The sequence below is a fragment of the Collinsella sp. SGI.180 genome, from assembly GCF_050313455.1.
Taxonomy (GTDB): Bacteria; Actinomycetota; Coriobacteriia; order Coriobacteriales; family Coriobacteriaceae; genus Collinsella.
This window is the reverse complement of the sequence record NZ_JBNPLL010000008.1, coordinates 38,568-50,616: the sequence shown is the minus strand read 5'-3', so window position 1 is coordinate 50,616 and position 12,049 is coordinate 38,568. Positions and strand designations below refer to the sequence as shown.

Below are 12,049 nucleotides of genomic sequence, written 5' to 3'. Positions count from 1 at the left end.
ATTTCGCGTTGCCCCGCTACGCTGCTAACTTGTCAAAAGCCCCGCGCCGGTTGAGCACGGTAAACGCGACAACACAGATGACTGCCGACAGAATCGACCCGCACGGCGAGGCAATGCCCATGGGAAACAGTGTGTCGGAATAGGCGTTCGACAGCAGCCAAGCGCCTGGCACGCGAATAAGTGCCACGGCCAGCACGTTGTGCGCAAAGCCGATGTAGCTCTTGCCATATGCAGCGAAAAAGCCGCTAAAGCAAATGTGGATGCCGGCAAAAATCGCGTCGAAAATATAGCTGCGCATATAGCCGGTGCCGGCAGCGACTACTGCAGCGTCCTTGGCAAAAAAGCCAATAAACGCCGGCGCCACCAGCCACATCAGCACCGTGATCAGGCAGCCGTACACCACCGAGATGGTCATGGCGTCTTTGAGCACCTGACGCGCACGGTCGCCCTTGCCCGCGCCGGCGTTTTGCGCCGTGAGTGCGCTGACGGTGGCGCCCATGGAACTCGGTACAATGAACAAAAAGCTGATCATCTTTTCGACCAGGCCCACGGCGGCGGCGTCGACCAGGCCGCGATGGTTGGCGATGACGGTGATAAACATAAACGCCACCTGGATGCAGCCGTCCTGCACGGCCACGGGCACGCCGATCTTAAGGATGCTGCCGAGCACCTCGGGCTGGGGACGCAGGTCGCTACGCTTAACGTGGATGTTCGTACGGCGGCTCTTAAGCCACACGAGCGCGAGGGCAACGCTTGCCGTCTGGGCGGTTACCGTGCCGAGTGCCGCACCCACGGGGCCGAGCCCCAAGTGGCCGATAAACAGAAAATCGAGCGCGATGTTGATGATGCACGCCACGCCGATCACGTACATGGGCGAGCGCGAATCGCCCAGCCCGCGAAAGATGGCCGAGAGGATGTTGTATGCGGCGATAAACGGAATGCCGACAAAGCAGATGCGCAGGTAGGCGGCGGTTCCTTCGACTGCCTCGGCTGGCGTGCCAATAAGTGCCACGATCTGCGGGCACAGTGCGAGCAGGATGGCTGCCAGCACTACCGAGACACCCATAAACAGCGTGATGGTGTTGCCGATGACGGTCTCGGCGCGATCGAAGCGGCGCGAGCCCACGGCGTGGCCGACGATAACCGTCGTTCCCATGGCCAGACCCACGAGCGTCACGGTAATGATATAGAGCGTCTGTGCGCCATTGCCCACGGCGGTGATGCCGGCGGCACCGCTAAACTGCCCCATCATGTACAGGTCGGCCATGCCGTAGAGCATCTGCAAAAAGTACGAGAGCATATAGGGCAGGGCAAAGACCGCGATGGTCTTAAGGACATTGCCGCGTGTGAGGTCGTGTTCCATAGGTGGGGCTTTCTGGCTGGGTCTGTTTCCGTACCAGTGTAGTGAAAACCCTACAACGATTGTAGCGTCAAGGTTTGCGTGTTGAGGATGGGCTTGGGAAGCCGGTCTTGCTCAAAGCGACCTGTCCTGTCGTACGGGTGTCGGCATGATTCTCTCGTGGGGGTATTATGTTTTTCGAAGAATAAAACGCCGCGTGAGGGGAGGGCTGCGTGGACGGGCACGTGCAGCATGACGGTTTTGGCCGCGATATCAACTACCTGCGCATCGCCGTTACCGACAAGTGCAATTTCCGCTGCATCTATTGCATGCCGGCCGATGGCGTGGCGCCCCGTGCACACGACGAGTTACTCAGCGCCGAGGAAATCGCCCGCTTTGTGCGCTTGATGGCGGGGGAGGGCATTCGCCGCGTGCGCCTGACGGGCGGCGAGCCGCTGGTCAGCCGCCGTATTATTCCGCTTATTCGCGACATCCGCGCGATCCCTCAGATCGAGGACATCTCGCTCACCACCAACGGCGCCCTGCTGCCCAAGCTGGCGCCGCAGCTCAAAGATGCCGGGCTTAACCGCGTCAACATCTCGCTCGACACGCTCGACCCTACGCTCTTTGGAAAGATCACGCGCCTGGGTCGGCTCGAGCAGACCATGGCCGGCATCGACGCGGCGCTGGCTTGGGGCTTTGAGCCCGTTAAGGTCAACTGCGTTGTTGTGCGCCGGCTCAACCAGGATGTGGCGGCCCTCGCGCGGCTCACGCTCGACCGTCCCATCCACCTGCGCTTTATCGAATATATGCCCATCGGCGACGAGCACACGAGCTCGCATTGCGCTGTGGACCCGCATGCGCCCGCGCTCAATCCCGAGCTGTGGGACGCGAGCGATACCGTGCCGAGTGACGAGCTGCGGGCGCGCATCAATGCCGGGGCCACCGCGACGGGACTGGGCGAGCTCGAGCCGCTCGACATCAACGACGCTCCTGCCGGCGCGGGCCCTGCGCGCTATTGGCGCGTTCCGGGCGCGGCGGGAACGGTTGGCTTCATTAGCGCCATGTCCAACCATTTTTGTGCGAATTGCAACCGTCTGCGCCTGACGGCCGATGGCAACGTGCGTCCGTGCCTGTTTAGCGATGCCGAGTATTCGGTGCGCGACGCCCTGCGCCGTGGTGATGATATGCAGGTACTTTCGATTTGGCGCGATGCCGTGGCCCACAAACCGCAGGAACACGCGATAATTGAGGGCACGCAACGATTTATGTCCCAAATCGGAGGATGATCATATGGCCAAGAGCAGGTACGCCGACGCCACCAAGGCCGCTCGCAGGGCCGCGATGTCTGCCCACAAAGTCACGGCCGCGGCGAATGCTGGCAACGCCGACGCGTCCACGCAGCCGACTTCCGGCGCGGCCACCGAACCCGCCCGTGACGCACGTCGCAACGAGCTGACGCACGTGGACGCCAAGGGCGAGGTGCGCATGGTCGATGTGTCCGACAAGGTCGAGACCCATCGCATCGCCATCGCCGAGGGCACCATCCTCATGCATCCCGAGACACAGGCCATGGTGCTGCAGGACCGCGCCAAAAAGGGCGACGTGCTTGCCTGCGCGCGCGTGGCGGGCATCATGGCCATCAAACGCACGAGCGACATCATTCCCATGTGCCATCCGTTGCTCATTACCAAGAGCAAGTGCGACATTGCGCCCATCGCTCCGGCGGGGACGCCAGCCGAGGACATGCCCGAGGGCTGGGCACCGGCGCGCGCGGACGGGCAGGTTGGCTTTCACGTACTGGTTACGGCCGGCGTGACGGGCAAGACGGGTATCGAGATGGAGGCCCTGACCGGCGCGAGTGCCGCGTGTCTAACGATCTATGACATGTGCAAGGCGGTCGATCGCGGTATGGAGATCGTCGACGTGCGTCTGTTGCACAAGGAGGGCGGCCGCTCGGGCGTGTGGGACCGCGCAGAGCGTCAGGCCGCTGCTGTTGAGGCCGTGGCCACTGACGGTGCCGCACCCGCGAGCGCACCCGTCGCCGTCGCGCCCGCAGCTCCGACACCGGCCGTCCCCGCGATCGCGTTTATCGGCTACCAAAACTCGGGCAAGACCACGCTCGTCGAGAAGGTTATCGCCGAGCTCACCCGTCGCGGCCTGCGCGTGGGTTCGCTCAAGCATCACGGGCACCACGGCTTTGATATCGACGTGCCCGCTAAGGATACCTGGCGCCATCACCAGGCCGGATCCAAGCACGTGGGCCTCATCTGCGCCACGCGCTGGGCGGAGTACGCCGACACGCGCGAGGAGGACGAGATGCCCGCGCGCGAGCTGCTGTCGCGTTACAACGATGTCGACGTGGTGATCATCGAGGGCTACAAGACCGAGGGCTTCGACAACATCGTGGTCGCGCGCTCCGGTGTCGACCGTCTGCGCGGCAAGAGCTCGCTCGACCTGGTCGACGGCCGCACGCTGGCCCTTGCCTGCAACGAAGCCCTGGCACGCCAGGCCTTCGACGCAGGCTTTGCGACCCGAGCCATCAACATCAACGACGCCCGCGCCATCTGCGACCTTATCCAAGACCATCTGGCCTAAAACCTGCCACAAAGGGACAGAACCTGCCAAAAAGGGACAGGTTTATTTTGTCAGGTTTTATCTGGGCAAACGTCATTTCCACCACAGAGGAGCCAGGCACCTTTGTGGTGGTTTTTGCTTTGGTAGATTTTTGTGACATGCCTTACAATCTACCAAGTAGTTCATGACGGGCGAAAAACGGAGAGAAGGGTCCTGATGCGTCCTTAATGTTTCATGCGGATAGATTGATTTGACAGACGGCGGCGAATGTCCACCGCCCGTATTCGTATGAAACGAGGAGTCTCCGTGCTCGTATCTCTTCTCTCAAAACCTCACCCTTCGTTGTCCGCGCAGGCTAAGCACCTGGTGGCAATGCGCTTCCTCATATATACCGGCTTTCAGACCAGCTACTTTATCGGTGTTATCGGAACACTCACCTATGCGGACGGCGCTTCGGTCGTTGCGACATCGCTTGCCGTCCTGTTTATGAACGTCTTCGTGATTCTGGGATCCTTTGCGGGTGGAGCGGCGCTTGACGCTTGGGGTCCGTGCCGGCATTTCCGGGCGAGTATCTTCGGCACGTTGGCAACCGGCGCGGCGATTATCGCCTTTGGCAGCGCGACCGGAACAGTCCTTGCCGGCGCGGTGCTCCTGGGCTTTGTGATAGGATTCGCCCAGCCCGTCGCCACGTCCTATCCGGCGTATCTCACCGACGACCCCGTCGAGCTCAAAGACATCAACTCCGCCATCGCCATGCTCTCCAACGTGAGCATTATCGTCGGCCCCACACTGGGCGGCTTTGTCGCGGCGGCTGCATCGTCACACGCGGTGTTTTTGCTCATGATGATCTTTACCGTACTGGCGCTCGTCGCCGGTTGGGGCTTTAGGCCGCAAGCAGGTCGCGTGGCCGCGCGCGAAAGTGCTCCCGCGGATAGCAGCACAACGGCAAGTACTGCCATTCAAAGCTCCGACTCTAATAAATCCACCCGCGCCACCTTCGTGACCAGCATCAAGACAGTCTTTACCAGCAGCGTCCTCGCCCTGCTGTTCTGCATTATTTTCCTTTCGAACTTTGGCTATGGCGCCTTCGATCCACTGGAGTCATTCTTCTACCGTGATGTCCTGCATGTCGGTGTCGAGTGGATGGGCTGGCTCTCGTCCGCCTGCGGCGTGGGCGCGGTGCTGGGCGCCGTGGTCGCGCTCCGCTTGCCGCCGCACCTGGTCAACCTTAAGACGCTGCTTGTGGCGCTTCTGTCCGTGGGTCTGGGAAGTTTGCTCTATGTGGGGACACCGTACGTGGGCGTAGCCCTTGTCGGCCAGATTGCCCTGGGCGTGGCCTGGGGCGTCGTCAACCCGCTCCACAACACGATCGTGCAAACGACGGCCCCGCTCGAACAGCTCGGTCGCGTCAACTCGGTCATGGGCTTTGGCAATATGTTCGCCGGCGTGGCGCCGCTGGCGATTGCCCCGTGGCTGGCGGCGACGTTTGGCGTGCAGCAGACGCTCATCGGGGCGGGTATGGTCGTGACGGCGGTTCCCGCGGCACTGCTGCTGTTTGGACGCCGGCATTTGGATCGTGCCGCAAAGCAGTAAAAACCATCACAACATTCGATGAAAATCGCGATTTTGCCGAATAACGTCGAATGTTGTGATGGTTTGCGCCCCGGGTCATGCCATCCTGCGGATCCGGCCACCACAAAGGGGCCAGGCACCTTTGTGGCGGTTTTTGCTATGGACGGTGCGGTTTCGCTGCAGAACCGCCGGCCCGCCGCCTGCCAACCGCTGCCCTCGTTACGTTTTCGCTGCATTTGGGTAAAGCGCCTGCTCCAAGCCGGCGTTGCCTTGTATACTAGAGCGGTTTAACTGTTATGCGGAAGGGAGCGCCTATGGCACTCAGCGAGAAAGACGTGCGCGGTATCGCCGAGTACGCAAAGATCGCACTGACCGATGACGAGCTCGCCCAGATGACGTCCTACATGAACGATGCCGTCCAGATGCTCGAGCCCGTCTTGCAATATGACTTGCCCGACGTGGAGCCCACGTTCCATCCCATCGGAAGCCTGTCCAACGTGATGGGCGATGACCTGCGCGAGCCCGAGCGCGACCTGCCGCTCGACGTCGCGCTCGAAAACGCCGGCAGCGCGCGCGACCGCTACTTCCGCGTGCCGTCCATTTTGGGAGAGGGGGAGAGCGAGTAATGGCGCAGAGCTTCGATTCCCTTACCGCTGTCCAGATTGCCACGGGCGTTGCCGCGGGCGACTTTACCGCTACCGAGGTGGCCCAGGCCTCCCTTGCCGCCATCGAGGCGCGCGAGGGCGGGGTCCAGGCATTCCTGCAGGTGGCGCCCGAGCTCGCGCTCGAGGCCGCCGCGCGCGTAGATGCCGATCGTGCCGCAGGTAAGCCGCTGCCCCCGCTCGCGGGCGTGCCGCTGGCCATCAAGGACAACATGAACCTTGTGGGCACGCGCACCACCTGCGCTTCCCGCATGCTCGAGAACTACCAGAGCGTCTACACCGCCACCTGCGTCCAGCGCATGCTCGATGCCGGCTGCCTGCCCATGGGCAAGGCCAACATGGACGAGTTTGCCTTTGGCAGCTCCACCGAGAGCTCGGCGTTCCACCGCACCAACAACCCCTGGGATACCGAGCGCGTGCCCGGCGGCTCCTCGGGCGGCTCCGCTGCCGCTGTCGCCGCGGGCGAGGTCGCGCTCTCGCTGGGCTCGGACACCGGCGGCTCCATTCGCCAGCCGGCGTCGCTGTGCGGCGTGGTGGGCTTTAAGCCCACGTATGGCGCCGTGAGCCGTTACGGCGTGGTCGCCTTTGGCTCGTCGCTCGACCAGGTGGGCCCCTTCGGCCGCACGGTCGAGGATGTCGCGCTGGCCATGAACGCGCTTACCGGCGCGGGCCACGATCCGTACGACTGCACCAGCCAGGATTGCGCCGTCGACTTTACCGAGCATCTCAACGACAGCATCGAGGGTAAGCGCGTGGGTATCATCCCCGCGTTTATGGAGGCCGAGGGCCTGACGTCCGAGGTCAAGGCCGCTGTTCAGCGCGCCGCCCAGGAGCTGCAGAACCAGGGCGCCGAGCTGGTCGAGGTCGACCTGCCGCACCTGGATGCCGCCATCGCCGCCTACTACGTCATCGGCCCGGCCGAGGCGTTCTCCAACCTGGCCCGCTTCGACGGTATTCGCTACGGCTATCAGGAGGAGGGCTGCGCCAACCTGTCCGACCAGAGCTCGCTGTCGCGCGCCCACGGCTTTGGCGCCGAGGCCAAGCGCCGTCAGATGCTCGGCGCCTACCTGCTGAGCTCGGGCGTGTACGACAAGTATTACTACGCTGCGCAAAAGGCCCGCACGCTCATCACGCAGGACTACGACACCGCGTATGCCAAGGTGGACACCATCCTCATGCCCGCCTCGCCGCGCACGGCCTTTAAGTTTGGCGAGATCAGCGACCCCACGCAGATGTACCTCTCCGACCTGTACACCATCTCGCTCAACATTTGCGGCAACGGTGGTATCTCGGTGCCGCTGGGCTTGGGCGAGGATACTCAGCTGCCCGTTTCTGCCCAGCTGGTGGGTCCGGCGTTTAAGGACCGTCAGCTGCTCACGTTTGCCCGCGCCCTTGAACGCGGCTTTGCCGATGCCGCCACGGGTGCGCCCGCGCTTTCCGTCGCGCCCGATTTTGCCGGGAAGGGAGGCGAGCTGTAATGAAGGAGCTTTCCGAGGTCCTGCAGGATTGGGAGGCCGTGATCGGCCTGGAGATTCATACCGAGCTCACCGCACTCGATACCAAGATGTTCTGTAACTGCAAGCTCAGCCACGATGACGAGCCCAACGCCAACGTGTGTCCGGTGTGCTTGGGCCTGCCCGGCGCCCTGCCGGTGCCCAACAAGCGCGCCATCGAGAGCATCGTTAAGGCCGGCCTCGCCACCAACTGCGAGATCAAGCGCCACTCGATGTTCTACCGCAAGCACTACTTCTATCCCGATATGGCCAAGAACTTCCAGACCACGCAGGGTCCGGTCGCCTTTGCCATGTACGGTCACCTGGACCTGGACGTGACTGGTCGCGGTGCTGCAGAGCGCCCCGATTGCGCGTTTGGCGAGGCCGAGGCCCAGAGCCTGGCGAGCGCCTCGGCCAACGCCGAGGGCCTGTCTACGTCCATGACGTCGACCATGCGCGAGGGCAATCAGCGTGCCGGCCATCTGGCCAGCTATGACGCGTCCAACCTGCAGATGCCCGAGCGTCGCGAGGACGGTTCCTACACGGTGCCCATCCGCATCCTGCGCATCCACATGGAGGAGGACGCTGCCAAGATGGTGCACGTGGGCGGTGCCGAGGGCCGCATTACCGCCGCGGCCGAGTCGCTCGTCGACTACAACCGCTGCGGCACGCCTTTGATTGAGCTCGTGACTGAGCCCGACTTGCGTACGCCTGAGGAGGCTCGCCTGTTTATGGAAAAGCTCCGTCGCATCTTTGTGACGCTGGGCATTTCGGACTGCTCCATGGAGAAGGGTTCCATGCGCTGCGACGGCAACGTGTCGCTGCGCCGCCGCGGCGAGACCAAGCTGGGTACCAAAACCGAGCTTAAGAACCTCAACTCGTTTAAGAGCCTGCACGACGGCCTTGCCTACGAGATTTGCCGCCAGGCCGAGGTGCTCGAGGAGGGCGGCATTATCTATCAGGAGACCCGCCACTGGGAGCCCAGCCGCAAGCGTACCGTGGTCATGCGTGTGAAGGAGACGGCTGACGACTATCGTCTGTTCCCCGACCCCGACTTGGCGCCGTTCGATCTGGACGACGAGTTCATCGATCGCTGCCGAGGTGAGATTCCCGAGCTGCCCGATACCAAGCGCGCCCGTTTTGAGGCCGATTTTGGCATTAAGGCGGCCGATGCCGAGCAAATCGCCGGTGACCCGGAGTTTGCCGAGTTCTTTGAGGCCTCCGCTGCCGGTATGGCTGGCAAGGAGGCCCAGACGGTTGCAAACTTGCTGGTGAACGAGATGATCGCCTACCTTAAGGGCGCGGGCGTGTCGCTCGCCGAGTCCGGCATCGCGCCGGCTCAGGTGGCAGCGCTTGCCAAGCTGCTGGCGACCGATGCCATCAGCTCCAACCAGGCTCATGAGGTCTTTGAGGCCATGGCCCAGACCGGCGACGACCCCAACAAGATCGTCGACGAGCGCGGTATGCGTCAGGTGAGCGATGCCGGCGCACTGCAGCCGATTGTGGACGAGGTGCTGGCAAACTGTGCCGAGCAGGCACAGCAGTATCGTGACGGCAACCAGAAGGTCATCGGCTTTTTGGTGGGCCAGTGCATGAAGGCGAGCCGCGGCAAGGGTAACCCAAAGCTCTTCAACGAGTTGCTGAGAACCTCGCTCTCGTAAGCGGGAACCGAGGGGCCGGGCGCAGGGCCTTGCCTCTCAATTTCGGACAGTCCTGACTCACGACGGAGGCGCCACTGGCGCCTCCTGTTCGTGCGGAACTCATTGAGAGGCAAGGCCCTGCGCCCGGCCCCTCGGTTCCGTGGCGACTCGGCCGTTCTGGTCAGTCGGGCTGAATGGAAATAGAGTGAATGGGCGCGCCGTTGGCGCGCCCATTGTTTTTGAAGGGAACTCATTTTGAGCAAGCGCCCGCCCTGCCGGGGCTCCCGGGTTCCGTGGCGACTCGGCCGTTCTGGTCAGTCGGGCTGAATGGAATTTGGTGAATGAGGGTGCCGTTGGCACCCTCATTTTTTTGTGGATGTGGCGCAGGGACGGTCCCTTGGTCACATTTTTGGGCTGTGGAAAGCGAAACTTAATACTTTTCCCGAGAAGTGAACGACCTTATTTGGACCTCTGAAGCATCGACACTATTTGGACGCTGTTTCCTGCGGTTTTGCCGAGTTTTCCCTGCGGTTTTGTTACTAAAAAATGCGGATGCTTCAGGGGTCCGATTTTGCTCGTTCACTTCTCGGGAAAAGTATTAGACCTCGATTTGCTGGGACGGGGGAGAGTCTTTCTTGGATGCCGGAGATGTACGTTGCGGCAGACCGATTGTCGAAAGTCGGTCGGTCTGCACCCTAAGATTTCCAGAAAGTTAACCATTTTTGACCTTAATAGTTAGTACTACTTAACTATTATCCAAAAGGGTGCTCATGCAAACTTATTCACTTGGGTGCTGAGGCACCGTGCCGTGTCCAATGCGGCAAAAGGGAGAAGCAACATGAAGAGGCCGACGTTTAACACCCTGCTTGTCGGTGGCGGTTTTCTGCTTGGTACGGCTGGCATCAAGCTGCTCGCCAGCGCTCCGGTAAAGAATGCCTGCGTGCAGGGCATTGCGTGCGGCATGCTGCCGTCGAGTACATCGTGGCGCACGGCATCGCTTCGTCCATCGAAGGGCGTCGCGCCATCATCGGTTCCGCGCACTTTGACCGATACGGATCTTGCTGCGATCGTGCGCCTGCGCCGTATGAGCCAGGGCCTCGTTGATCGTCTGACGAGCTCCTACTCTAAGGTGATGCTCACCAACTCGGCGCTCTTGGCACTGGGCAGTACCGGCGCGATTGCCTCGCAGGCATCGTCGCTGCTGCACAACGGCTCGACGATCGCCTACAGCCCGAGCAACGCGAAGGCTTACCTGCGTTAGCAGACGTGTTTGCCCACGTTATCTGGCCTGCGCCCAGACGGCATCGGTGTCGTCCGGGCGCAGGCCTTGTGCATCTGACCCCAATTGATAGCGTCTCTATATAGTGTTGCTATCGAGGATAGCAATTGAAGGGAGCGAGAGCGCCGTGGGTGCTGCTAGCGGCATGGCGCAGGTGAACGTTTGCGTGGATCGCCAGGTCAAGAACCGTGCCGAGGAGGCGCTGCGGCTTTCGGGCGGGTCACTGCCCGAGCTCATCAAAAAGGTGGTGGCCAAGGTAGCGCAGGGTGGCGGTTCGTGCGAAGAGGTGTTGTCGGCCGTTGACGACCAACCGCCTAGTGCTGGTGGCACCTCGCCGTTTGTCGCATCATGGGCGGCGGTGGATCGGCTTTACGCGGACCTGGGCATCGATACATCATCTGCGTCTGATGACCGCAGCTGGGACACAGTCTATTCCGAAGCCATGGATGAGCATTATCGCCAAAAGGGGATGATCCTGTGAGTGGAGGTCCCCTTAGGATCATGGTGGATGCCAACGTATGGGTCGATTCGTTTTGCGCCGACCATACCGAGTCGCTTGCCGCGCGTACGTTTATTGGGCAGGCGACGGAGACGGGGGCGTTGCTGTTCTTTCCGGTGCATATCGCCAAGGACGTGCTGTACGTTGTCCAACACGAGCCGAAGCGTAGCGTTCTTGCCGGCGGGGGAGCGCTCGACGAGGCATCTGTCCGTGCAATTGGCGATGCGGCGTCGGCGTTTGTTCGGAACATGACCGAAAACGCCACGGCCGTGGGCGCTGATGCATCGGACCTTTGGCTGGCCGACAAATACTTAGCGCTCCATCGCGATTACGAGGACAACTTGGTGCTCGCCGCGTGCAAGCGCGCGCAGATCGATTACTTGGTGACCAACAATCGCAAGCTGCTCGAACATGCCGATCTTGCAGCAAAGACCCCGCGCCAAATGATGCCGATTCTAGCTTTGGCCGAACGTGGTGGCGCGGCTATCGGTTAGCGCGAACTGTTTGCGTGGCCTTCGGAACGTCGGCGCTCAGAAGGCCACGCATCCTTTAATTACAAAAGCGCTGCCTTGATGACGGGAGCTTCGACGAACTTCTCGGCGGCCTTTTCGTCGGAATCGTTTAGTGCTGCTAGACTGCGGTAGACCCACTCGTTGACCTGGGTGTTCTTGACGCCTGCGGTCTGCATAAGGGCGCCTACCTCGCGGATTGCTGCAAGCAGATCGGCTTTGGGACCCGCGAGCTCGACCTCGATGCCGTGGTAGGCGGCCACGCCGCGGTTCTCGCTCACGTGGTCGATAAAGCCCGCGACGGTCTCAAACTGCTGGGCGAGAGCTGCATCATCGTCAGCGTTCAGCGCGACGAGTGCGTTTGATACCGTGAGGGCGGGATGTCCGCAGGGGACAAAGCCTTCGATGACATCCATAGCTTCGGTAATGGTTGAGCCCAGGCCTGCGAGGGCATTGACGAGTTGCTGCTTGGTATCCAT

The 12,049-nt window shown here is 61.8% G+C and carries 11 protein-coding genes; 9 read left to right on the top strand and 2 right to left on the bottom strand.

All coding sequences use genetic code 11. The features are described 5' to 3' along the window. Positions 1-16: 16 nt before the first annotated feature. Positions 17-1,363, bottom strand: a complete 1,347-nt coding sequence (locus ACQRAP_RS04850) for an MATE family efflux transporter (RefSeq protein ID WP_427795041.1) — start codon at positions 1,361-1,363, stop codon at positions 17-19. 209 nt (positions 1,364-1,572) lie between these two features. Between ACQRAP_RS04850 and moaA the strand changes: the two genes are divergently transcribed. From moaA to ACQRAP_RS04805, 9 genes are all read left to right on the top strand, one after another. Continuing rightward, positions 1,573-2,628: a GTP 3',8-cyclase MoaA gene (gene moaA / locus ACQRAP_RS04845; RefSeq protein ID WP_427795039.1), complete on the top strand. Its 1,056-nt coding sequence runs from the start codon at positions 1,573-1,575 to the stop codon at positions 2,626-2,628. A 4-nt stretch (positions 2,629-2,632) separates the two neighbouring features. After that, complete coding sequence (gene mobB / locus ACQRAP_RS04840; protein ID WP_427795038.1) at positions 2,633-3,937, top strand: molybdopterin-guanine dinucleotide biosynthesis protein B; 1,305 nt, start codon at positions 2,633-2,635, stop codon at positions 3,935-3,937. A gap of 285 nt (positions 3,938-4,222) precedes the next feature. Then, the gene (locus tag ACQRAP_RS04835) at positions 4,223-5,509 is read left to right on the top strand and encodes an MFS transporter (RefSeq protein ID WP_427795036.1); all 1,287 of its coding nucleotides are present in this window, start codon (positions 4,223-4,225) and stop codon (positions 5,507-5,509) included. A 293-nt stretch (positions 5,510-5,802) separates the two neighbouring features. Beyond that, positions 5,803-6,114, top strand: coding sequence for an Asp-tRNA(Asn)/Glu-tRNA(Gln) amidotransferase subunit GatC (gene gatC / locus ACQRAP_RS04830; protein ID WP_035136890.1), 312 nt, complete (start codon positions 5,803-5,805; stop codon positions 6,112-6,114). Then, positions 6,114-7,628, top strand: coding sequence for an Asp-tRNA(Asn)/Glu-tRNA(Gln) amidotransferase subunit GatA (gene gatA, locus ACQRAP_RS04825; RefSeq protein ID WP_154518578.1), 1,515 nt, complete (start codon positions 6,114-6,116; stop codon positions 7,626-7,628). The genes gatC and gatA overlap by 1 nt, the downstream gene beginning before the upstream one ends. Next, positions 7,628-9,304, top strand: a complete 1,677-nt coding sequence (gene gatB, locus ACQRAP_RS04820; RefSeq protein ID WP_427795035.1) for an Asp-tRNA(Asn)/Glu-tRNA(Gln) amidotransferase subunit GatB — start codon at positions 7,628-7,630, stop codon at positions 9,302-9,304. The genes gatA and gatB overlap by 1 nt, the downstream gene beginning before the upstream one ends. Before the next feature lie 817 nt (positions 9,305-10,121). Continuing rightward, entirely contained in the window at positions 10,122-10,544 is a 423-nt protein-coding gene (locus ACQRAP_RS04815) for a hypothetical protein (RefSeq protein WP_427795034.1), read from the top strand. 145 nt (positions 10,545-10,689) lie between these two features. Continuing rightward, positions 10,690-11,043 carry a hypothetical protein gene (locus ACQRAP_RS04810; RefSeq protein ID WP_427795033.1) on the top strand — a complete coding sequence of 118 codons (354 nt, stop codon included), beginning with the start codon at positions 10,690-10,692 and terminating at the stop codon, positions 11,041-11,043. Next, the gene (locus tag ACQRAP_RS04805) at positions 11,040-11,555 is read left to right on the top strand and encodes a type II toxin-antitoxin system VapC family toxin (protein WP_427795032.1); all 516 of its coding nucleotides are present in this window, start codon (positions 11,040-11,042) and stop codon (positions 11,553-11,555) included. Before ACQRAP_RS04810 ends, ACQRAP_RS04805 begins: the two co-directional genes overlap by 4 nt. A 59-nt stretch (positions 11,556-11,614) precedes the next feature. Here ACQRAP_RS04805 and ACQRAP_RS04800 read toward each other — a convergent pair whose 3' ends face one another. Further along, complete coding sequence (locus ACQRAP_RS04800; protein ID WP_427795031.1) at positions 11,615-12,049, bottom strand: hypothetical protein; 435 nt, start codon at positions 12,047-12,049, stop codon at positions 11,615-11,617.